Raw genomic sequence first — 21417 nt, 5'->3', positions numbered from 1 at the left:
CTCGGCGGCTCGCCTGGCGGTTCGCCCGGCGGCTCGGTGGCTCGGCCGGCGCGGCGCGGTTCGGGCGGTCAGTCGAAGTCGGGGGTCGTCGCGGCGCAGCGGACGGGCGCGCCGGCACGGCCGTGCTCCTCGGCGATGACCTTCTTCCCGTCGAGCAGGATGCGACAGCTCGCCGTGCGCTCCGCCGGGGGAGTGGCGCGGACCGACGCGGGATCGTCGGTGAGGACGATCGACTCGTGCGTCCAGGTCTGTGCCGCCGACTTCGTGTCGCTCGTCGTCGACACCGCTGACCGTTCGTGCGTCGTCGGAGCAGCGCCCCGTCGCTCGGCGCCTTGGAAGCGGACGTCATGGAGCGTGACGGATTCGGGAGCATCGACGCTCACCTCGTACGTCACCGACCAGGCGTCACCGACCTGCTGATGGACCTGCGCGCACCCGCTCAGTCCGATGACGGTCAGTGCGAGTGCTGCTGCTGCGGCGGTGGTCGATGCGATGCGTGAATTGGTCATACAAACACAATCGCGGCCGGCCGATCGATCCTCGTCATGACGAGGTATCGATCGAGTCCGACCGCGGTCGTGTTCGGGGTCAGCCGACCGGATGACGGTCAGCGTTCCCCTGGGGTTCAGCCGATGACGGAGATGTTCTCCGCCTGCGGGCCCTTACGGCCCTCAGTGATCTCGAACTCCACCTTCTGGTTCTCCTCGAGGCCGCGGTAACCGCTGCCCGAGATCGCCGAGAAGTGGGCGAAGACGTCGGCGCTGCCGTCGTCCGGGGCGATGAACCCGAAGCCCTTTTCGTTGTTGAACCACTTGACGGTTCCAGTTGCCATGATGGCGTTTCCTTAACTGTTCTTGCTTTCCATCGCGGTATGACACGCAGACGGAGCCTCGACGTATGTCGACGAGGGTGATGCGCCACGCGGGCAGGTGCCGGCGGGACGGGTTCGGGGTCAGGCCCGTGGGCCAGTGACCCGTGAGCCCGGATGAGGGAGTGAAACCACCTCGCCCGGACGTTGGGCGCCGCAGAAGCGGTTCCACCAACCTATCGTGTCCGGACCCGAAGAACCAGACAAGTCGCCCGGATCGCAAGATTTCTGGTGAACTTGATGGCGATGGCAGACAAGGAACAGCGCTTCCGGAGCGAACAGCTCGAGGAAGCCCTCGCGAAGCAGGACGTGGCGGCGGTGGCGTACGCGCTGCGGAACGACATCGTGATCGTGCCCAGACTCGTCACCGGCAAGAAGGACATGCAGGTGCGGGTCTTCGGCCGCGAAGGGTCCGAGAAGCGCATCCTGCTGCTGTTCTCGTCCGCGGACGCCTACACGGCGATGGTGCCGGACGAGAAGATCCGGCAGGTCATGGTCTACGACGCGGCGCGGCTCGAGGAGTTCCTCGCCGCGCACCTCGACTCGCTCGAGGGCGTGTTCTTCGACATCGCCGGGCCGCACACGATGCAGTCCGAACCGGCCGACCTGCTGGCCGCATTGCGCGCCTGACGTCCGGTCCCGCGCGTGTCGGGGGTGGCGCCTGGCGCGTTGCCCGGCGTCAGAAGGCGGCGTCGAGTTCGCGTTCCCGGACGGACTTCGTCAGGGAGAACGCGACGCGGAGTGCTTCACGGAGGTGCTCGGCGTCCGCCCCGAGCACGGTGGTGAACCCGAGCCGACGCGCTTCGCTCGCGCGCTGCTTCGCGCCGGTGGCCTGCCGGATCTCCCCGGCGAGGCTGATCTCCCCGATGGCCGCGAGCGTGTGCGGGTAGGGACGATCCCGCGCGGCACTGGCGAGTGCCAGCACGATCGCGAGGTCGGCGCCGGGCTCGGTGAGCTTCATGCCGCCGACAGTGGAGACGTAGACGTCCGCATCGGAGAGCTTGATGCCCGCCCGGCGTTCGAGGACCGCGAGGAGCATCGCCACGCGTGACGAATCGACGCCGTTCACCACGCGGCGCGGCTGCGGGGCGGAACTCGGGACGACGAGTGCCTGCACCTCGACCGGGAGCGCCCGACGGCCTTCCATTGTGACCGTGATGCACGTCCCCGACACCGGTGTGCCGTTCCGCGACATGAACAGGCCGCTGGGGTCCGGGACTTCGTGGATGCCGTCGCCGGCCATGTCGAAGCAGCCGACTTCGTCCGTGGGGCCGAAGCGGTTCTTCAGGGCGCGGACGAACCGGAGCGCGGTCTGACGGTCGCCCTCGAAGTGACACACGACGTCGACCAGGTGCTCGAGCAACCGTGGGCCGGCGATCGAGCCGTCCTTCGTGACGTGCCCGACGATGAGCACCGGCAGGGCGCGGTCCTTCGCGGCACGGATGAGGGTCGATGCGACTTCACGGACCTGCGACGTGCCGCCCGCGATGCCGTCGATGCTGGCGGAGGAGATCGTCTGCACGGAGTCGGCGATGAGCAGGTCCGGCTGCACCTGGTCGATCTGGCCGAGGATGACGCCGAGGTCGACCTCACTCGCGAGGTAGAGGTCGTCGTGCATCGCCCCGGTGCGCTCGGCGCGCAGACGGACCTGGTCCACCGACTCCTCAGCACTGACGTAGAGGACACGCTTGCCCATGGAGGCGGCGCGCGAAGCGACTTCGAGCAGGAGCGTGGACTTGCCGACGCCGGGCTCGCCGCTCAAGAGGACCGCTGCACCCGGGACGATCCCGCCGCCGAGCACCCGGTCGAACTCGCCGATGCCGGTCTGCCAGCGTGGAACCGCACCACCGCGCGCCTGCGTGATGGGCTGCGCGATGCGGGTCCCCGTGACGGCGACCGCACTGGTGCCCCGTGCGCTGGCCGTGACGGCAGAGGCGTCTTCGACGGTGCCCCACGCCTGGCACTCGCCGCAGCGACCGACCCACTTGATCGTGGTCCAGCCGCACTCGGAGCAGCGGTAGGAGGACTGGGGGCGGGCCATGGGACGAGGTTAGGCCGCGCCGCCGACATCACCGGCATCGCCGGAGGTGTCGTCGTTCTCGGTGGCGCCGGGCACGGTGATCGACCCGGTCATGCGCTGCCGGAGCCGGTCGACCCGGCCGGGACGGTGTGCGTGCTCGAGTTCCTCGGCGCCGAGCGTGTCCTGTTCGGCACGCGCGTTCGCCACGGCACCGGCGTCGCGCCCGAGGTCCTCGGCTTCTCGCGCCGACAGGTAGTGCCGGATCGCGGCGACGGTGTCCACCCGGGCGTCGATCGCCGGTTCGAACGCGCTCGCCCAGATCTCGTACCCGCGGTCGTTCGGGTGGAACAGGTCACCGTAGGTGTTGAAGAACGTCCGCCGCAGCCCCACTCGGCGCGTGATCGCGTGGAGCGGCGCCACCGTCAGTCCGAGCTCGTCCGCGACGCGGTGCACGATCTCGTTCGCGACGGCGACCTTGCGCTCGCGGTCGGGGACGAACATGCACGGCAGCTCCGCGACGATCGCGTGCGACGGGACCGCGCCGTAGATGGCGCGGAGGTTCCGCTCGAACTTGTCCGGGTGGAAGTCGGCGATGTCGTTCGCGCCGATCGAGACCGTGCACACGTCGGGAGTGAAGCTCCGCAGCTTCGGGAGCTGGTCCTTCTTCGCGCCCCACGTCGTCGCGCCCGAGACACTGAGGTTCACCACGCGCACCGTCTCGCGCGACCGGTGCTTGATCCGCCGTGCGAGCAGACCCACGTACCCGCGGGACGGGACCGTCGCGCCGACCCCCTGCGCCGCGGAGTCGCCGATCGCCAGGTACGTGATCTCGCCCTCGTGGTGGAGCCGTTCGCGCCACCAGTCGGCGTGCGACGGGAGCATGTCGACGACGCGTTGCGCTGCCGCACGCTGGCCCTTGACGCCGGCCCGGGCGCCGAGGGCGGCGCCGCCGGCGACGACCAGGCCGCCGCCGATCGAGGAGAGCAGGGCGATGAGGGTTCGGGACTTCATGCGGTGGACGGTACGCCCGCTGGATCAGTCGGATCAGAGGGGATCCTGTGGCTGTGGGAAGAGCGCCGGGGCCGGCCGCCTGTGGATGGTGGGCGAGCCTGCGGTGTCGCGAGGGGCCTCCCGGATCGTGTAAACTCTCTCCCGGTACCGTGTCCGAGCGGCCGAAGGATCATGTCTCGAAAACATGTGTGGGGGCAACTCCACCGTGGGTTCAAATCCCACCGGTACCGCCACAGGGTCATTTGCAGGTCTGGTCTCCAGCGTTTGCAGGTCTGGCCCTACAGAAAAGCCCCCGGCTTCGGCCGGGGGCTTTTCTGGTTCTCGGACGCTGCTGCGGGTCGCGTTTCGGCGCTCGCCGCAGGATCTGGGCACGCGCGGGCTCGAGTCGACGTCTCTGCGGCCCGTTTCCGGGCGCGCCAGAGCACCCCAGACGCTGGGCCGCCGTCTGAAGGCGCGACGGAGCGTCGGGGTGTGCGGGTGGTGTTGTGTGGTTCTGCCGGCGGTGCCGGTGCGGGTCAGCCCGTTACGCGGGCGCTGGCGGTAACTCCAGCGGCTCCCATGGGACGAGTTTGCGGGGTGGCGGGTTCCGCATGTATCGGGTTTCCCCGTTGCGGTCGCGGGCGCGGTCGAGGTATTCGTCTGCCTGCTTTCGCGGCTTCGGTGCGCGGCCGGCGGCAACGCGTCGTTCCATCACGAGGATTTCGTGTTCGAACTTGATGATGCGCCGCATGTTCGATGCGACTGCGAAGAGCGCGAGCGCGAACTGCTGCGCGGCGAGGCCGTGCATGGGGCGACGGAGGGTGTCTTCGAGGTTGTGGTCCTTCTGCAGCAGGTCGTTGGTCGATTCGCTGCTGTTGCGGTCAGCGCGGTATGTCTCGAACCATTCCTTGCTGCCGTAGCGGAGCTTCTGCCGCTGCTGCACGTGCGTGGTCGGCTTCACCGACACGGACTTCTGGCAGCAGACCTTGTAGGCCTTCTGGCGGTCGGTGATGTTCGAAGGCTGGATACTGACACGGTCCCCTTCCTCGATGGGGACGGCGTTCTTCTGCAGCTCTCGGAGCGGGCAGACCGCTGTCGGCGACGGGCCTGACGCGGGGCAGCTGAGGCGGAGGGTGCCGTTGTCCTTCTTCTCGTGCAGATGCAGCTCGTACTTCTCCAGCTTCTTCCGCGCGGCCCAGTACTCCTCGTTCGTGAGCTTGCCCTGTTCCCAGAGCTCAGTTGACTGCAGTAGTTCCATGGGCGTGGACGGGCAATAGTACCGCCCTTCGGCCATGACTGAGTTGCCGATGGCGCCGTTGGTGATGCCCTTCTGCCGGTCGATGTAGTCCTTCACGACGGGGATGCCGCGCGCGACGAGCTGTTCGTGGAACTCGTCCTTGAGTTGCGAGTAGCCGCGGTCGAAGCTCAGCCTTGTCAGTTCGTACCCGCGGGCCTGCAATGAGTCGAGCAGGGAGATGGCGTGACCGCCGATGCGCTTGTTCGGGGTGCCGAGGCTGATGGCGCGGATGAGCTGCGGCGCGTGCTGCTTCTTGTCAGCGGACGGGTTCTCGAGAACATCGATGATGATGTTAGCCATGTAGCCCAGCTCCCACTTGATGCGGGAGATGCGCTCCTCTTGGTCCGCGTTGCGCTTCTTCGCGCCCTTCTTCTTCGTCACCCAGTCCGCTTCGAGCGCCCGGACACGACGTGACTCGGGCTTGTCCGTTGTCGGGTCCAGTTGGTTGGTCATCGGGATTTCTTTGCCCGTGTTCGGGTCCCGCTTCCATCGGGCCATGACCGCGCCGGCCTTGACCGCGCTCTGGTCGATGGTCATCGCGGTCTTCCTCCGCCGGTACTTGCGAGCCTGCTGCTGCACGGACATCTCGATGAGAGCGTTCATGAACCATTCGGCGCGGGCGGTCATCTCCGCGACGAACGCGGGGTCGACGGCATCCTCCCAGGCGATGCGTTCTTGGTAGGTCATCGCGCGCCACTGGTTCCGCTCCGCCCCGTCGTTGGTGATGTACGGGTCCCAGGTGGCGATGACACGGTGGATGGCTCGGTGCGCGATGAAGTACCAGTTCCGGAATGGGTTGTCGTAGAGGTGGTCGATGCCGAGCACTTCGCGGGCTTCTGGGGTGAGCCGGTGCTGCAGCGCACGTCCCATGTCCTGGACACGGACGGACGAGTGTTCCATGACGAGGATGAGCGCGATGGTGAGGATGACCGCGTCGTTGATGGCTGGTGGTGGGCCACCGGCTCGCTTCCCGGTCCGTTCCCGGTTGCGCAGCCGCCATTGCCCAAGCGGCGGGAGGACACGGGACTCAATGACTCGGTTGAGCCATGTCTGTGCGAGGTCAGCGTCGATGGGAGCCATCGGACCCGGACCTGCGGCGATTTCCTGCTCGGTCAAGCTGCCTTCACCGACCGTTCGCAGCAGGTCGAACGTCGTCGCGACGGTGCTGTCCCAGGTGTTGGACATCGCGGTGCTCATCGCTTGCCACCACGTCGGGTCCGGCGAGCATCGGCGAGGAGCGCTTCGCGCAGCGCACTGAACTCGGATGCTGCCGAGGCCGGCTCGTCGTCCGTGACTCGTTCGGCGAGCACCTCTGGTAGCGCCGGGAGGTACAGACTCTTCGGCGGTTCAACAGTGCTCGGGGACTCGTTGCGCGGACGCTGCGGAATCCAGCCGGCTTCAAGACGCTCACCAGGTCGCGGCAGTGTCTCGTCCATGTTGAGGTGACCATCGGCCGCTTCCACTTCGCTGGCGTCGTTCTGCTCTGGCGCCTTCATGGTCTCGAACGGAGCGGCAGGGGTGCCTGCGGGGAAGGCGGTGCTGTCCGTCTCGATTGCCTGGGCACGCAGTTCGTCGGCCGTCAGCGCCGAGAGTCCGCCGGCGGTCCGCCGCTTGTACGTGCCTCCGGCGGTTCGGTCCCGCGGAACGGGCTGGCGCCCGGGCTCGGCCTCGTGCCTCAGTTTCGTGTTGAACGTCTCGGCGTCGTCGCGGAGCTCTGCGTAAGCGGCCATCCAGCTGTCACTGCCGTAGGCGGCGGGGCTGCGAAGTGCGGACTCCCACTCCTCGTAGGGCATCGAGGCGTTCGGGAGGTAGCGGCGGAGCGTGGTCACGTCGGGCATCCCTGCGGCCTGCATCACGATGCTGGCGGGGAGCGCGCGCAGCTGACGAAGCATCCACGTGTCTCGGAACCACTGCGGGTTCGGGGACGGATGCGCACCTCGGTACAAGGTTCGGAGAGAGACTGCGCGACTCTCTGGGGTCCCACCGTGGAAGAGCACGAACTCGTCGCCGCGGAGGTGTCCGATGACTCTCTCGAGGTATCCGGCGAAGTCCGACAAGACGGGCACGACGCGAGGGTTCCGGCCGGCAATGCGGATGGAGTACCCGTTGCTATCGCCGAGGACGTCGGCACCGGTGACGCCGAGTGCTTCCTTCGTCCAGAGGCCTGCACCGCCCATCAGTGCGAGGACCGTGTAAGCCCGGCGGCGGCGAATGTCGGTCCTCTGGGTAGCGGCCCAGCTCTCCAAGTCGGCGAGTTCTCCGGCGGTGTACTCGTGCACGGGGACGGCGAAGCGGCCGCGCTTCTTCCGGTTGTGGTCGACGTCAGCGACGGCGCTGGCGATGCGGAAGAGCCGTGAGTGGAGGGACTTGTAGGCGCTTGAGTTTTTGTTGCTGACGCGGCTGCGCAGGTACCGACCCATGAGTGCGGGGTGGAAGATGCCTTCGTAGTCGAGCGGTGCGTACTCTTCACGCGTCGCCCAGAGGACGAAGAGTGTCACCGTTGAGAGCATCTCTCCGGCGACCTTCGCGTTCACCGGCCCGTAGGTGAGGACAGCCTGCCGGCAGAAGTCCTTCACACGGTTCCAGTCGGCGGGCAGGACGTTGACGGGGCGGTACTTCATCAGCGCCTCCCGAATCTCCGGCGAGTCTCGTTCCGTGTTAGGAACAGAGTGTGCTACAGGCTGAGTCGGAGCGGAAGGGGTCTGAGGGAGGTGATTGGTCATGCCGCTGCTATGCGCGGGGCGTCGTCTCAGGCGGGATCTGGAGTGTGAGATCGGCTGGCCAGCGAGGGCTCGTTATCGGAGCGGTTCCACGAAAATGGCCGATCAGGGATCACTTAGACCTGGTTGCCACGAGGTAGACGCGTATGCGGGATTTCCGCCTTCGACCGGCGCACCCCGGGCGTGTCGGGGTGCACGAAGTGAATTTCGACGGCGTCCGCCTGGCACTCGTTCGTCACCTGGCGGAAACGGACTTTTTACGTCTCATTACACGCCGCCTTTGATGCAAGGTGCAACGCGCGCGTCGTAGCGCTTCAATCTGGACTCGGTCAAGCAACCCGCAGTCGGGAGCCTGTCACTGTCAGGGAGTGGATAGCCATCCTGAGCAACTGCTGTTATTACCTCACTGCGGGACGAGGAAGTGCCACACGGTCAGTCAACCGGCTTCCTCATCCCGCAGTTTCCTGTTCAGAGTGGGGGTTCTACAGGGGTGCCCTCGTCTGACGGTCAACGACTCAGGGGGTCGGCATGAGCACCATCACCGCAGAGAAACTGAACTTCGACAGCACACTCGCATCCGCCGTGATCCTCCGCGACACGGTCGAGTTCCCGATTACCGAGCGAACCGTCGTCGTCAACCTCGCGCAGACGGACGCGTTCACCGGCACGGCGCAGCTCGCGCCGTTGCCGCCGATGAGTTCGACCATCCTCGTCAACGGAACGGTCACTGGTGAGCTCCTCCTCGCCATCACCGTGCAGTCCGAAGGCGACCAGGAACAGCGCGCCCGTGACCTCGGGTGGCAGGACTTCTACGGCGCCGACGGACCGGTCCTGCTGAAATCCCCGCAAGACACCATTGGAACCATCCTCATCGACCGGCGCGCCGTACTCCGTCAGCCGGCGCTGCCATCAGCGCCGGAACGGTTCACCGTGAAGGCGAATCTCTGGTTCAGCCCCGCCGGCACCGACTGCGGGATCCACAACCTCCACCCGTTCATCGAAGTGCACGCGCAAGTCAGCGGGCTCGGCCGGATGCAGAAGTTCGACGAGAAGACCCACGCGTCACTGTACGAAGACCAGCAGCTCAGCCCCGGCACCACGAACCCGATCCCGTTCTGCATCGACCTGGACGGCACATTCACCTACCCGTGGCACCAGTACCGGGCAGACACCGACTGCATCTGGCTCGCACTCGAATACCACGCGGCCTGAGCTCCAGCACTCCCACCATCACCGACGCCCACCGGTCCGCAACCGGTTCCTTCGGCGTCCCCGAAACAGGCAGGAGCACCACCATGAAGACCATCGGAATCGTTTTCGGCACCCGGCCCGAAGCCGTCAAGTACGCACCGCTCATCCACGCCCTCCGCGAAGACGAGCGCTTCCGGACGGTGCTCATCTCTACCGGGCAGCACCGGGAGATGCTCACCAGCACCCTCGAAGAGTTCGGCATCGTCCCCGACGTCGACCTCGCCATCATGAAAGACGGGCAGACCCTCTCCGAGGTCACCCACCGCATCCTCGAAGGACTCTGCGCAGGCGAGCACCTCGCCGGCCTCGACGCAGTCCTCGTGCACGGCGACACCGCCACGACCCTCGCCGGCGCCCTCGCCGGACTGCACGCACAAGTACCCGTCATCCACGTCGAGGCGGGCTTGCGCTCCGGGAACAACGCATCCCCGTTCCCCGAGGAAGCCAACCGGAAGCTGGTCGGCCAGATCGCGGCCCTCCACCTGGCGCCGACGCCGGGCAACCACGCAAATCTCATCCGGGAAGGCGTCAAGGAAAGCGCGATCACCGTCACTGGCAACACGATCGTGGATGCGCTCGCCTGGGGCATGCAGAACCTGCGCTCCTACGGCGATCCCCGGCTGGAGAACCTCGACACGGATCCGCGCCGAGTCATCCTCGCGACGACGCACCGACGAGAAAGCCACGGTCAGCCGATGCAGGAGATCGCCGAGGCCCTCGCCGACATCGCCACCCGCGACGACGTCCGAATCGTCGTGCCGCTGCATCTGAACCCGAAGGTCCGGTCGGTGATGCTCCCAGTGCTGTCCGGCATCGACAACGTCGACCTCGTCGACCCGCTGCCGTACCTGTCCTTCTGCCGGCTTCTCCGCCGCAGCGACATCATCCTCTCCGACAGCTCCGGCGCCGAGGAAGAGGGCCCCGCCCTCGGCAAGCCCACACTCGTCCTCCGCGAGATCACGGAACGGAGCGAGTCGATCCTCACCGGGTCCTCACGACTCGTCAGCCGGCACCGGGGACAGATCGTCGCGGAAGTGCAGCGCCTCCTGAACGACCCCGACGCCTACACGGAGATGTCGACCGCCATCAACCCCTACGGCGACGGACGCGCCACCGATCGCACGATCGCCGCAATCGCGAACTTCTTCGGCATGGGCCCGGCGGTCATGCCGTTCGTCCCCGGCGCTGACGTCGTGCCGTCGCTGGCATGAGCGAAGCACGGACGAGGCTCCCTGCAGGGCTGATCGCCCTCGCACTCGGCGGCTTCGGGATCGGACTCACCGAATTCGTCATCCTCGGGTTGCTCCCCGAAGTCGCCGACGACTTCTCCGTCACCATCCCACAGGCCGGGTACCTCGTATCCGGATACGCGATCAGCGTCGCATTCGGTGGGGTCTTCGTCACCGCCGCGACCGCGTCCCTGAGGCCGAAGACAGTGCTCTGCGGCTTGATGGTGCTCTTCGTCGTCGGCAACCTCCTCTCCGCCGTCGCAAGCGGCTACGGACAGATGCTCGTCGGCCGGATCGTCGCGGCGCTCTGCCACGGCGCCTTCTTCGGCATCGGCTCGGTCCTCGCCGCATCGCTCGTGCCGGCGAACCGGAAAGCACAAGCGATATCGATCATGTTCCTCGGGCTGACGGTCGCGAACGTGCTCGGCGTCCCGCTCGGTACTTTCCTCGGCCAGGCCTACGGATGGCGGTCGACGTTCTGGACCATCACGGGCATCGGGGTGGTCGCACTTGTCGGGCTCCTGGCCTTCATACCGACACAGCCGGCGGAGCATCGGCCGACAGGGCAGCTCCGGCGGGAGCTCGCAGCGTTCCGCAACGGGCAAGTGTGGTTGTCGATCCTCGTCACGGTCTTCGGCTTCGGCGCGATGTTCGGCACGTTCACCTACGTCGCGCCGATCCTCACCGACGTTGCCGGCTTCCCGGAGACGGCAATCCCTTGGATGCTCGTCCTCTTCGGCAGTGGACTCTTCGTCGGAAACCTCCTCGGCGGCCGCGCCGCTGACCGGCAGCTCGACCGCACCCTCGTCGTGCTGCTCAGCGCGCTCATCGTCGTCCTCATCGGCTTCGCAATCGTCGCCGGTAACCCCTGGGGTGCGGGCGCAGCACTGTTCCTCCTCGGCGCCGTGGGCTTCGCTTCCGTCCCCGGCATGCAAATGCGCGTTCTCGAGTTCGCGTCCGCAGCACCCACGCTCGCATCCGGCGTCAACATCTCCGCCTTCAACGCAGGGAACGCCATCGGAGCATGGCTCGGCGGTCTCACCATCACCGCCGGGCTCGGCTACCGATCACCGATCATCGTCGGCGCTTCCCTCGCCATGATCGCTCTCATCCTCATGACCGCCGCCGCCTCCGGACATCGACGTCGGATCACCGCGTCAACGACCACGGAACCCCTCACCGTCACCATCCCCTCCTAACCAGGAAGGCACCACCATGACCATCGACACCATCCGCGGAACCGCAGCACGCACGCTGCCGCTCACCCCGCCGACCTTCGACACCGAGACCGTCACCGACTTCCTCCGCGACGGCTACTGGCTGGAAGCAGCCGACGTCGACGGTGACGGGAACCTCGACCTCATCGGCTACGGCCTGACCGTGGGCGAGATCTACTGGTACAAGTCCCCGACATGGGAGAAGCACCTCATCGTCGACAAGATCAAGGAGCCCGTCGGAGCCGGCACCGGTGACATCACCGGCAACGGTCTGCCAGACCTCGTCGTCTGCTACCAGCTCTACGGCCCCGGCGGGACCATCCACCACGCCGACGGCGAGGGCGGCAAGATCGACTGGCTCGAGAACCCAGGCGATCCAGCCGTCAGCACCGAGAACTGGAAACGCCACTATGTGGGCCGGGCCACCGGCATGCACCGCCTTCGCGTCGGCCACTTCTCCCGCACCGACCGCATCCAGATCATCGGGTTCCCCATCGTCGCCGTCGAGGACGTCCACGCAGTCCTCCCCGTCATGCTCTTCACACAACCCGATGACGCTACGCAAGAGTGGGACGCAGAAGTCATCAGCCGTACCGACTTCCGGATGATCCACGGCGTCGCCAGCAAACCCGGACTGATCCCCGGCTCCGCGCTGGACTCGATCCTCATGGCATCAGACGAAGGCGTGACCTGGCTCTATTACGACGAGGTGTCCGGCCGCTTCGCCTGGGAACACATCGGAGACGGCGAGGCGAGCCAGTTCGAACAGACCACCTTCAAGGGCTCCGGCGACGTCGACGGTGGCCGAGTCGGTGACGACCCGCTGGCATACGTCGCCGCGATCGAACCGTTCCACGGCAACACGGTCGCCGTCTACACCCGCACCACCGGCGACGCCGAGGCGTCGACATGGCAGCGGCACCTCCTCGACATCTACGGTGACCCGAACGAAAACGGTGAAGGACCGGGCCACACCGTCATGTGCCGAGACTTCGACGGTGACGGCGACGACGAGTTCCTCATCGGCCTCCGCGGACCGGAACCCTGGCAAGGCGCCTACTACTACAAGGCCGTCGACCTCGAGAAGGGGTTGTTCGTGAAGTGGAAGGTCTCCGGCGAATCGATCGCCCGAATCGTCGCTGGCGACTTCGGCAACCGCGGCGTCGATGACTTCGCCACCATCTCGTACTCGGTGCCGCACTACTTCGTCGCACCGAAGGCCGAGATCACCCTCCACCGCAACCTCACCCCTCAGGAAGGCTGAGCGATGCCGACGACTACCAACACCGAAACGGCACCACCCAAGAGGAACGTCGGCCGTCGCGCGTTCCTGTTCGGATCCGCCGGAACCGCCGCGGCCGGCGCAATGGTCGCGCTCGAGAACGCGAATCCGCTCACCGCGTTCGCCTCGGACGCCACGACCGCAGCGCGGAACGCTCTCGCCCCGACCGGCACCGTCATCACCCCGGGTGACTCCCGCTACCTCGACATGATGACCGGCAACAACGTCCGCTTCGTCGCGAAGCCCGACTACGTGCGCCTGATCGGATCGGCGAAGGACGCCGAAGCCGCCGTCCGGACAGCGGTCGCGGCGGGGAAGAAGGTCTCCGTGCGGAGCGGCGGTCACTGCTTCGCCGATTTCGTCTGCAACCCCGAGATCGAGGTCATCCTCGACCTCTCCACGATGACGGATGTGTACTACGACCAGAAGATGCGCGCCTTCGCCGTCGAGCCCGGTGCACGGCTGCTGAACGTGTACGAGAAGCTGTTCAAGGGATGGGGCGTCACCATCCCCGGCGGCATCTGTTACAGCGTTGGTGCCGGCGGTCACATCGCAGGCGGCGGCTACGGTCTCCTCACACGAGCGCACGGACTCGTCGTCGACCACCTGTACGCCGTCGAGGTCGTCACCGTCGACGAGCAGAAGAAGGTCTCGACGCACATCGCCACACGCGAGTCCAAGGGTGCTCTCGGTGACCTGTGGTGGGCGCACACCGGCGGTGGCGGTGGCAACTTCGGCATCGTCACCAAGTACTGGTTCCGTTCACCCGGCGCGACCGGGACGAACCCGTCGGACCTGCTTGTGAAAGCCCCCGCCCGGGTGCTCGTCAGTGCCCTGTCGTTCCCGTGGGACCAGGTCGACGAGACCGCGTTCCGGAAGCTCATGACGAACTGGAACACGTGGCACGAACGCTACAACGGCCCCGGCACGCCGGAGTCGAACCTGTCGAGCTTGTTCAACCTCAATCACCGTGCGCACGGAAGCCTCGGAATGTTCACCCAGATCGACGCGGACGCTCCTGATGCTGCCGGTGTCCTCCACCGTTTCATCGCCGCGATCACCGACGGTGTCGATATCACCTCACAGCCGATGTCGGCCCCGAGCGGAGAGCTTCCTGCGCTGCCGGACTTCTACGAAACGCAGCAGATTTCCTGGATGCAGGCCACAAGGACCGTCGGCACCAACAACCCGACCATCACCAACCCCACCAGCCGTGGAGCCCACAAGAGCGCGTACTTCAAGAAGGGTTTCACGAGTCAGCAGCTGCGTGTGATGTGGAAACAGATGACGCGGACGGACTTCACCAATCCGGACACGATGATGGTCGTCTTCTCCTTCGGCGGCCAGGTGAACGCCGTCGCCGAGGACGCCACGGCGAATGCGCAGCGTGACACGATCTTCAAGATCTGTCTGCAGACCTTCTGGCAGGACGAGAAGGATGACGCGTTCTACCTCGGCTGGGAACGGGAGACCTTCGAGGGTCTGTTTCCCAACACCGGCGGCGTCCCGGTACCGGGCGACCAAATGGACGGCTGCTACATCAACTACCCGGACGTCGACATGGCGGACCCGAAACGGAACCGCTCCGGCGTCCCCTGGTCGACTCTCTACTACAAGGGCAACTACCCCCGCCTGCAGCGCGCGAAGCAGGAATGGGATCCGACGAACTACTTCACCCACAGTCTCGGCGTCGAGCTGCCCGCACGGAAGGACGGGCACCGATGACCATCGAAGCGCCCACCATCAAACGTCAGCCGAAGCTGCCGTCCCTGACTGGCCTGCGGTTCTTCGCCGCGCTGCTGGTCTTCGGGTTCCACATGACCCTCTCGGCATCGCCGATTCCGCCGAACGACCCGATCAACCTCTTCGCGGACAAGCAGGTCGCCGACACCGCGGAGAGGATCTTCATCACCACCGGCTACATCGGGGTGTCGTTCTTCTTCGTCCTCAGCGGGTTCCTTCTCGCCTGGGCAGGGAAGCCCGGAGAGAAGATGACGTCGTTCTGGCGTCGGCGGATCATGAAGATCTTCCCGAACCACCTCGTCATGTGGCTCCTCGCCATGGTGCTGTTCGCCGCCACGATCACCCCCGTGCACGCCGTGGTGCTGAACTTCTTCCTACTGAACTCGTACTCGCCGGATGGCGCTGTGAACGTCGCCGTGAACCCGCCGTCGTGGACGCTGTGCAGCGAGCTGCTGTTCTACATGCTCTTCCCGCTGATCATCCTCGGCCTCCGGAAGATCCCGGGGAACCGGCTCTGGTTCTGGGCGGCGATGATGGTGGCCGGCATGATCGTCGTGCAGGTCATCAACCTCACCGTCGTACCAGACAGCCCGAAGTCGGCGCTGACCCCGGTGTCATCGTTCCAGTTCTGGTTCGGCTACATCTTCCCGCCGTCCCGCCTCTTCGAATTCATCCTCGGGTCCATCCTCGCCCGCATCGTCATGGAGCACCGGTGGCCCGCGATCCGCATGTGGCATGCCCTGCTTGCCTGCGCCGCCGGGTACGGCCTGGCGAACGTGGTGCCGTTCGTGTGGACGTTCAACGTCGCCACGATCGTCCCCATCGCCATGCTCATCGCGACAGCTGCAGCCGGCGACGCGGCCGGGAAGCCGACGTTCCTGCAGTCCCGGCCGATGCAGTGGCTCGGTGACACATCGTTCGGGTTCTACCTCTGCCAAGGCGTCGTCATCTTCTGGGTCCGTCAGATGATGCACAACGCGACGTTCTCAACCCCTGTCGCAGTGCTGGTCATCGCGGGCTTCTTCGGGTTGACGCTCCTCGGCGGATGGGCGCTCTACGCGCTCGTCGAAAAGCCGATGATGGACCGGTTCGCCAGGCCTCGCCGCAAGGTGCTGCCGACTGCGGAACCGGCCGTCGCCGCTCCGACCGTCTGAGCGCGAGGAGAAGGCCCGACCCCGAGTGGGGTCGGGCCTTCTCCCGTGATGGTTCAGCGGACCGTGGCCGTCGGCCTTGTGACGCGGGCGTCGGCACCACGACCGAGGAGCTCGAGCGCTCCGGCTGCGGGGGATCCGGAATCCGGGGTGTACATGAGCACCCGGTGGCCGGAATCGTCCGGCGGGGTGAGCACCTCGAAGTCCAGGTCGAAGTCGCCGACCTCAGGGTGGCGGAACGACTTCACCCCGGACACGCAGTTCTCCACAGGGTGCTTCGCCCACAGCTTCCCGAACTCCGGACTCTTCACCGTCAGCTCCCCGACGAGCGCAGTCAGCTCGGCGTCCTCGGGACTCTTCCCACCGAGCACCCGGAGCGACGACACCGCACGGATCGCCTCCTCCTGCCAGCGGGTGTAGAGCTCGCGGGTGTGGGCGTCGAGGAACAGCATGCGGGTCATGTTCGGCCGGTCGCTGATCCGTTCTGGGCTCTCGAAGTCGAGGTGCCCTGCGACGAGTCGATGACCGAGCGCGTTCCATCCCAGCACCTCGCTTCGCTTGCCGATGATGACGGCGGGTGTCGCAGCGAGCGAGGTGATCAAGCGGATCGTGCCCGGACGAGCGTGGTCCGGTTTCGACGCCGACTTCCGTTTCGGCGCCGAATGCTCGGGCCGGGCGAGGTTGAACAGGTGTGCGCGTTCGTCTCCGTTGAGGTTCAACGCACGCGCGATCGACGCGATCACTGCTTCCGAAGCATTCGTGCTCAATCCCTGCTCGAGCCTCGAGTAGTACGTCGGGCTGACGCCAGCGAGCATGGCGAGCTCTTCGCGGCGGAGACCCGGGACGCGGCGCACACCGTAGCCCTGCAACCCGACATCCTCGGGCTGCAGGGCGGCGCGACGGACGCGAAGGAAGTTCCCCAGTTCGTTCGGACCGTTCATCTCCTCATTCTGAGGCTCCTAGACCGATCTGTCCTGTCACTGGCAGTGACAGGCGCGGCGGGGTGTGGCTGTTCGGTCGCCGCATCGCGAGGGTTGCAGCACGCCACCGCCAACGCGGATCCGATCCGCTCACACACGACCGAAGGGCCACCGTGACCACGGAACACGCACCAGACCTCGCGACCACTGTCGCGGCACACCCACCCGAGCCCGCGATGACCGGCAGGCAGCGCGTCGCGCTCATCGTTCTCCTCACCGCCAGCTTCACGCTCGCCGTCGACTTCTCCATCCTCAACGTCGCTCTGCCGACCATCGGCGCGGACGTCGGCTTCGCGCTCGAAAACCTGCAATGGATCGCGACCGCGTTCGCGCTCTGCGCCGCAGGCTTCACCCTCCTGATGGGACGAGTGGCGGACATCGCAGGACGCCGACGGATGTTCCTCATCGGCATGGTGCTCCTCGGCGCCGGGTCGCTCGCCGGTGGCCTGGCCTCCACACCGGAGATGCTTCTGGTCGCACGCGTCGCACAAGGATTCGCCACGGCGATCGTGGTCCCGGCCGCACTCGCCCTGCTGCTCAGCGCGTTCCCCGAAGGGCCCGCACGTGACAAAGCACTCGGGTTGAACGGGTCGCTGATGGCTGCCGGATTCACCACCGGAGCGATCCTCGGCGGACTCCTCACCGACCTGCTGTCCTGGAGGTGGGCATTCCTGATCAACGTGCCGGTCGCCGTCGGCGTCCTGATCGTCGCGCCCATCGTCCTGAAGGACAGCCGCGCCGCCGAGCGCACGCGCCTGGACGTGCCCGGTGCCATCACCGTGACCCTCGGACTGCTCGCACTCGTCTTCGGACTCACAACCGCCGCAGAGACATCATGGACAGATCCGGTCGTGCTGCTCTCATTCGCTGCCGCCGTCGTCCTGCTCGTCGCGTTCGCGTTCATCGAGCGGCGAGCCGCGTTCCCGCTGGTCCCACTCAGCATCCTGCGACGCTCCAGCGTGTCGTGGGGCAACCTCGCTGGCATGGTCGCCTTCGTAACCGAGACGTCACTGGTGTTCCTGCTGACGCTGTACTTGCAGAAGGTCCTCGGATACACGCCTCTCGCTGCAGGGCTCTCGTTCGCGGTCCTCGGAATCGGCACCGTCATCGGCGGCCTCGTCGGCCCCCGCATCATCGGCCGGTTCGGGAACAAGGCCGCCATTGTCGGTGGCTTCATCGTGCAGGGAGCGGCGACACTTCCGCTCGTCCTCATCAGCGATGCCGCGTCGTCGATCTGGCTGGTGCTCGCCGCGACGTTCATCGGGGGAGTAGCGAACCTCGTCGTGATCGTCGGGTTCATGGTGACCGCGACCTCCGGCCTGCCGGAGGGTGAGCAGGGCATGGCGACAGGTCTGACGACCATGAGCCAGCAGGTCGGCATCACGATGGGAACCCCGATCATGAGCGCCGTCTTCACCGCGGTGGCACTGGCGAGTACGGCACCGCAGGCCCAAAGAGTCCTCGCCGGGGTCACGACCGCCATCTGGGTCAACGGCGGCATCTGCATCGCCGCCGCGATCGCCATCGCGCTCTTCCTCCGAGGGCGCACCAAGACCGCCTGACGCGATCAGGCAGGCGGACGATGCCCGAGCGCGTGACCCCCTCGCGCTCGGGCACTCGTCGTTCCATCGAACAACGGTCCAACTGAACCTCAAAGAAGAAAGCAAGCCGTGGCAGTTCTCATCTTCACCTTCGTCGGTGAGCACCTCTGGGACATCGTGCAAGCGGTCGCCATCACCGCCGTGACCGCCGTCCTCACACCGGCGATTCAGAACGCTCGAGCTCGTCGCATCGGCCGGCGCGGACAGGGACGCTGATCCGTGCAGCTCCTCGTCACAAGTGTCCCCGGCGGCATCATCGCGCTAACAGCGTTCATCGTCGGTCTCGCAGCGGGGACCGCGTTCGGGCCGCTAAGCGCCGGGCGCGACACCCCCACGGCGATCTCGATGGGCGCAGCGTTCCAGGACGCGAACACGCTCACTGATTGGCGGGTCTGGTCGTGGCTCCGCCGGGAATTCGCCAGCGGATCCGCTCGGAACCAAACGGAGGGGAATCCACCCGCCAACCTGTTCATCGTCGGCGTTGTCGTCGTCGTCCTCGTCCAGTTGTACGCACGGCATCGCGACACCGTCGCGGTCGTCGTCGTCCTGGCCACACTGGGAATGCTCGCGACAGTCACGCTGTCCTTCGCCGCACTCTGGTGGAAAGAGGTCGTCGAGGGTCGAGCGACTGCGTGGAGGTTCCTCGTCTCCGTCGCCTTGGTCGCAGTCGGTCTGTACGACGGCATCTCGTTGGTGCACCCGGCGTTCAATGGCAACGCGGTCACCGACCTTCTCGCGCACGGCGTGTTCGCGTCGGACGGCGCCTCGTTTGGGACGGTTCTTTACCAGGCTGCAGGCGCCTGCATGGCGCTCGCGATTGCAGTGGTGTCAGTCTTCTATTGCATGGCAAGCATCACCGCTGTCTACATAACAGCGGGGGCCTTCGGGCGTCCGCTCTGGCGTCTGCTGTACTGGGCGAGCCGATGGACGGTGCCCGGATGGGTTGGATGGGTTGCCCTCTTCATCGGCGCTCTATCTGTCGTCATGACAAACGGAGTACTCGCGCATCTCCTCGCCACGTTGCAGTCCGACGCCTGATTCGCCGCATCTGCTCCATTCGAACAGATTGGAGCTCCATGGGTGTCATCATTTTTACCGTCGGCGCAACCCTCCTCGGAGTCGCGCTCGCGAGCGATGTCGGTCGTTGGGAGAACAGCATCCGTCGACGAACGGAAGCCGGAACAGGGCCGAACGATTCGGCGTGCGAACCCGTCGGGGATCTCTAGTGTGCTGAACCGTCGCCTGCGAAGGGCAGCACCCGGTCAAGCGCTTCTGCGGATTGCAGCCCAGCGATCCGCAGCAGCGCTTTCAGCGGCGTCGCCCGGTCGAGGTGCCCGACGAGCCAGGTTGCGCGCATGCGCCGGGTCTGCAGCGGCACTTCGGGTCCGGTGCGTGAGACGAAGTCGGTGATGAGGTTGATGTTCCCGCCATGCTGGTCGGTGCGGAACGCCCATCCTTCGCGTCCCATGAACCGAAGCCGTGCGCGCAGCCCCGCGTCCCACTCGTGGAGCACCGGCACGTCGCGTTCGTTGTCGCCGGTGACTCGAACGGTCAGCGTGGCGCCTGCTTCGGAGATGTCCTCGAGCCGTTGTCGGATGATCTCCGCCCCGGTGAGTCCGGCGCCGAAGCCGAGCGACAGTAGCGCGGCGGCGGACGTGCGCCGCTCGGCGGATGTCTGCGCCCGGGACCACCCTTCAAGCGCCGCTTGTTCGGCCACGCTGTAGGGCGTGACGGCGTCCGCTTTCCCGAGTGCTTTGAACTTCCCGATGGCGTCGTCGCCGAGGAGCGCTTCGGACACGCGACGGAGCCGCGCACGTATGGTGTTCCGGCTGGCCCGGTTGTACCCGGCGAGGTGATGATTGACGAATCGGCCGACCATGTATGGGTCGAAGACCGTGGCGTCATCGAGGGGTGCGTACTCGTGACGGACGAAGTCGACGAGCCGAGTGATCGCGGGATACAGCTCTCGGGCGTCGTAGGTCACGACCGGTTCCGCTCTGGCGACGACGTCGTGGACGTACGGGGCAATGGCGGCCCAGTCTTTCGTTGGCAGCTGCGGACGGTACGGTCGATTCGGTTCAACCATGCCGTTGCGCCCGTCCTCCGGTCCTGGCATCTACGCTTTGGGTATGGGTCGTCCGATGCGTGCGTTGCCGGTGGAACTCGCTGACGCACCGTGGCCGGAGGTGCCGTCCGCGGATCGGTTTGGCGAGATTGCCCGCCAGTTCGTCTTGAACGTTCGCGATGCGATGGCGGGTCGGAGCCTTCGGGCGGTCGCTGCGGATGCGGGGATCGGGCATGTCACCCTGCAGCGTGTTCTTGCTGGTCAGGCGTGGCCGGATCTTGCGACGATCGCGCGGCTGGAGGTGGGCTTGGACGCGGCGCTCTGGCCGAGGCATCGTGCTTCGTGACTCGGTCGTTGAACCGGTGCGCCATGTCGTAGAACGCATTCCACGCACTGGGGCTTCGTTCCGCGGGCGGTGGCGGGTACCAATCGCTGCCGGTCACGTCGGCAAGCAGCTGTAACGACGTCCACGTGTTCGAGTCGTGTTCGTCGAACGTTGGGGGAGCAGGACGCGTGGTGAGACCGCAGCGTTCATCGAAGTCGTTGCGGTCGGCGACGAACTCAAGCGCGAGCCGGCGAAGCCCTGAGCGGCGCTTCGGGTCCCGTCCCGATGCGGACACGACCACTTCACGGGTCTCAAGGTCGAGGCGTGCGGTGCCATCGGAACGGCCGTCGACCACGATGACGGTGACGCTGGAAGCGCGTTCGTGGGCCGAAACGCGCACACCTGGTGGTGGCAGTACCGTCGTCGGCCAGCCCAGGCGCGGAATATGACGCTCCTTGAGCAAGGCAACGAGCTTCATGAGGGAATCCCCGTCGGTCATAACTAGGAACATACTCTGCAGTGATGCCCATGTCTACGGTCTGCATGGAGGGCTGCGACCCAGCCTGCGTGGCCCTGACCTCCGACGAGTTGTGGGTACCACCCAGCGGCCGGTGACCGTGTTGGCCTCGAACAGGTCGGCACTGAGAGGCACCTCGATTGCACGGGGAGCGAGCGTCC

Annotated in this window: 19 protein-coding genes and 1 tRNA gene; 11 read left to right on the top strand and 9 right to left on the bottom strand. The window is 66.3% G+C overall.

Annotation, left to right across the window (positions count from 1 at the left end; all coding sequences use genetic code 11):
- Positions 1-68: 68 nt before the first annotated feature.
- On the bottom strand, positions 69-509 hold the full coding sequence (locus tag EDF27_RS02960; protein ID WP_132047273.1) for a hypothetical protein: 441 nt from the start codon (positions 507-509) through the stop codon (positions 69-71).
- 116 nt (positions 510-625) lie between these two features.
- Positions 626-832, bottom strand: coding sequence for a cold-shock protein (locus tag EDF27_RS02955; protein WP_123655181.1), 207 nt, complete (start codon positions 830-832; stop codon positions 626-628).
- Between the two features lie 282 nt (positions 833-1114).
- Between EDF27_RS02955 and EDF27_RS02950 the strand changes: the two genes are divergently transcribed.
- A complete protein-coding gene (locus tag EDF27_RS02950) occupies positions 1115-1498 on the top strand; it encodes an SseB family protein (RefSeq protein ID WP_165931341.1) in 384 nt (127 codons plus the stop codon).
- 49 nt (positions 1499-1547) lie between these two features.
- Here the strand turns inward: EDF27_RS02950 and radA are convergent, their stop codons facing one another.
- Both radA and EDF27_RS02940 read right to left on the bottom strand, forming a co-directional pair.
- Positions 1548-2909 carry a DNA repair protein RadA gene (radA, locus tag EDF27_RS02945; protein WP_132047271.1) on the bottom strand — a complete coding sequence of 454 codons (1362 nt, stop codon included), beginning with the start codon at positions 2907-2909 and terminating at the stop codon, positions 1548-1550.
- Positions 2910-2918: 9 nt separating this feature from the next.
- Positions 2919-3899, bottom strand: a complete 981-nt coding sequence (locus EDF27_RS02940; RefSeq protein ID WP_123655184.1) for an SGNH/GDSL hydrolase family protein — start codon at positions 3897-3899, stop codon at positions 2919-2921.
- Between the two features lie 143 nt (positions 3900-4042).
- Here EDF27_RS02940 and EDF27_RS02935 point away from each other — a divergent pair.
- Positions 4043-4132: transfer RNA gene (locus EDF27_RS02935), tRNA-Ser, on the top strand.
- 290 nt (positions 4133-4422) lie between these two features.
- Here the strand turns inward: EDF27_RS02935 and EDF27_RS02930 are convergent.
- Together EDF27_RS02930 and EDF27_RS02925 are read right to left on the bottom strand one after the other, a co-directional pair.
- Positions 4423-6360 (bottom strand): hypothetical protein, encoded by a 1938-nt coding sequence (locus EDF27_RS02930; RefSeq protein ID WP_132047269.1) that lies wholly within the window; start codon positions 6358-6360, stop codon positions 4423-4425.
- Between the two features lie 8 nt (positions 6361-6368).
- Positions 6369-7796: a hypothetical protein gene (locus EDF27_RS02925; protein ID WP_132047267.1), complete on the bottom strand. Its 1428-nt coding sequence runs from the start codon at positions 7794-7796 to the stop codon at positions 6369-6371.
- Between the two features lie 627 nt (positions 7797-8423).
- Here EDF27_RS02925 and EDF27_RS02920 point away from each other — a divergent pair.
- The 6 genes from EDF27_RS02920 (at position 8424) to EDF27_RS02895 (ending at position 15771) form a co-directional block, all read left to right on the top strand.
- Entirely contained in the window at positions 8424-9107 is a 684-nt protein-coding gene (locus EDF27_RS02920; RefSeq protein WP_132047265.1) for a hypothetical protein, read from the top strand.
- 83 nt (positions 9108-9190) lie between these two features.
- The gene (gene wecB, locus EDF27_RS02915) at positions 9191-10357 is read left to right on the top strand and encodes a UDP-N-acetylglucosamine 2-epimerase (non-hydrolyzing) (RefSeq protein WP_132047263.1); all 1167 of its coding nucleotides are present in this window, start codon (positions 9191-9193) and stop codon (positions 10355-10357) included.
- Complete coding sequence (locus EDF27_RS02910) at positions 10354-11574, top strand: MFS transporter (RefSeq protein ID WP_132047261.1); 1221 nt, start codon at positions 10354-10356, stop codon at positions 11572-11574. Before wecB ends, EDF27_RS02910 begins: the two co-directional genes overlap by 4 nt.
- 16 nt (positions 11575-11590) lie before the next feature.
- Positions 11591-12856 (top strand): VCBS repeat-containing protein, encoded by a 1266-nt coding sequence (locus EDF27_RS02905; RefSeq protein WP_132047259.1) that lies wholly within the window; start codon positions 11591-11593, stop codon positions 12854-12856.
- A gap of 3 nt (positions 12857-12859) precedes the next feature.
- Positions 12860-14599: an FAD-binding protein gene (locus EDF27_RS02900; protein ID WP_132047257.1), complete on the top strand. Its 1740-nt coding sequence runs from the start codon at positions 12860-12862 to the stop codon at positions 14597-14599.
- Positions 14596-15771, top strand: a complete 1176-nt coding sequence (locus tag EDF27_RS02895) for an acyltransferase (RefSeq protein WP_132047255.1) — start codon at positions 14596-14598, stop codon at positions 15769-15771. Before EDF27_RS02900 ends, EDF27_RS02895 begins: the two co-directional genes overlap by 4 nt.
- 53 nt (positions 15772-15824) lie before the next feature.
- Here EDF27_RS02895 and EDF27_RS02890 read toward each other — a convergent pair whose 3' ends face one another.
- Positions 15825-16709, bottom strand: coding sequence for a helix-turn-helix transcriptional regulator (locus EDF27_RS02890; protein ID WP_132047253.1), 885 nt, complete (start codon positions 16707-16709; stop codon positions 15825-15827).
- A 215-nt stretch (positions 16710-16924) separates the two neighbouring features.
- Here EDF27_RS02890 and EDF27_RS02885 point away from each other — a divergent pair, with 215 nt between their 5' ends.
- From EDF27_RS02885 to EDF27_RS02880, 3 genes are all read left to right on the top strand, one after another.
- Positions 16925-18310: an MFS transporter gene (locus EDF27_RS02885; protein WP_207909553.1), complete on the top strand. Its 1386-nt coding sequence runs from the start codon at positions 16925-16927 to the stop codon at positions 18308-18310.
- A gap of 108 nt (positions 18311-18418) precedes the next feature.
- On the top strand, positions 18419-18565 hold the full coding sequence (locus EDF27_RS19550; RefSeq protein ID WP_165931340.1) for a hypothetical protein: 147 nt from the start codon (positions 18419-18421) through the stop codon (positions 18563-18565).
- Between the two features lie 3 nt (positions 18566-18568).
- Complete coding sequence (locus tag EDF27_RS02880) at positions 18569-19387, top strand: hypothetical protein (protein ID WP_132047249.1); 819 nt, start codon at positions 18569-18571, stop codon at positions 19385-19387.
- 184 nt (positions 19388-19571) lie between these two features.
- Here the strand turns inward: EDF27_RS02880 and EDF27_RS02875 are convergent, their stop codons facing one another.
- Together EDF27_RS02875 and EDF27_RS02870 are read right to left on the bottom strand one after the other, a co-directional pair.
- Positions 19572-20465, bottom strand: a complete 894-nt coding sequence (locus EDF27_RS02875) for a hypothetical protein (protein ID WP_132047247.1) — start codon at positions 20463-20465, stop codon at positions 19572-19574.
- Between the two features lie 185 nt (positions 20466-20650).
- Positions 20651-21238, bottom strand: a complete 588-nt coding sequence (locus EDF27_RS02870; RefSeq protein WP_165931339.1) for a hypothetical protein — start codon at positions 21236-21238, stop codon at positions 20651-20653.
- Positions 21239-21417: the final 179 nt, after the last annotated feature.

This window comes from Curtobacterium sp. PhB136 (genome assembly GCF_004346855.1).
Lineage (GTDB): Bacteria > Actinomycetota > Actinomycetes > Actinomycetales > Microbacteriaceae > Curtobacterium.
This window is presented reverse-complemented; position numbering and strand designations above follow the sequence as displayed.

Bases quoted from the DNA above. Each gene is read 5' to 3' on its own strand.
- EDF27_RS02910 (WP_132047261.1), top strand. From the start codon at position 10,354: ATGAGCGAAGCACGGACGAGGCTCCCTGCAGGGCTGATCGCCCTCGCA.
- EDF27_RS02920 (WP_132047265.1), top strand. From the start codon at position 8,424: ATGAGCACCATCACCGCAGAGAAACTGAACTTCGACAGCACACTCGCA.
- EDF27_RS02875 (WP_132047247.1), bottom strand. From the start codon at position 20,465: ATGCCAGGACCGGAGGACGGGCGCAACGGCATGGTTGAACCGAATCGA.
- EDF27_RS02960 (WP_132047273.1), bottom strand. From the start codon at position 509: ATGACCAATTCACGCATCGCATCGACCACCGCCGCAGCAGCAGCACTC.
- EDF27_RS02890 (WP_132047253.1), bottom strand. From the start codon at position 16,709: ATGAACGGTCCGAACGAACTGGGGAACTTCCTTCGCGTCCGTCGCGCC.
- EDF27_RS02930 (WP_132047269.1), bottom strand. From the start codon at position 6,360: ATGTCCAACACCTGGGACAGCACCGTCGCGACGACGTTCGACCTGCTG.
- EDF27_RS02895 (WP_132047255.1), top strand. From the start codon at position 14,596: ATGACCATCGAAGCGCCCACCATCAAACGTCAGCCGAAGCTGCCGTCC.
- EDF27_RS02905 (WP_132047259.1), top strand. From the start codon at position 11,591: ATGACCATCGACACCATCCGCGGAACCGCAGCACGCACGCTGCCGCTC.
- EDF27_RS02870 (WP_165931339.1), bottom strand. From the start codon at position 21,238: ATGACCGACGGGGATTCCCTCATGAAGCTCGTTGCCTTGCTCAAGGAG.
- wecB (WP_132047263.1), top strand. From the start codon at position 9,191: ATGAAGACCATCGGAATCGTTTTCGGCACCCGGCCCGAAGCCGTCAAG.
- radA (WP_132047271.1), bottom strand. From the start codon at position 2,909: ATGGCCCGCCCCCAGTCCTCCTACCGCTGCTCCGAGTGCGGCTGGACC.
- EDF27_RS02925 (WP_132047267.1), bottom strand. From the start codon at position 7,796: ATGAAGTACCGCCCCGTCAACGTCCTGCCCGCCGACTGGAACCGTGTG.
- EDF27_RS02950 (WP_165931341.1), top strand. From the start codon at position 1,115: ATGGCAGACAAGGAACAGCGCTTCCGGAGCGAACAGCTCGAGGAAGCC.
- EDF27_RS02940 (WP_123655184.1), bottom strand. From the start codon at position 3,899: ATGAAGTCCCGAACCCTCATCGCCCTGCTCTCCTCGATCGGCGGCGGC.
- EDF27_RS02900 (WP_132047257.1), top strand. From the start codon at position 12,860: ATGCCGACGACTACCAACACCGAAACGGCACCACCCAAGAGGAACGTC.
- EDF27_RS02955 (WP_123655181.1), bottom strand. From the start codon at position 832: ATGGCAACTGGAACCGTCAAGTGGTTCAACAACGAAAAGGGCTTCGGG.
- EDF27_RS02885 (WP_207909553.1), top strand. From the start codon at position 16,925: ATGACCGGCAGGCAGCGCGTCGCGCTCATCGTTCTCCTCACCGCCAGC.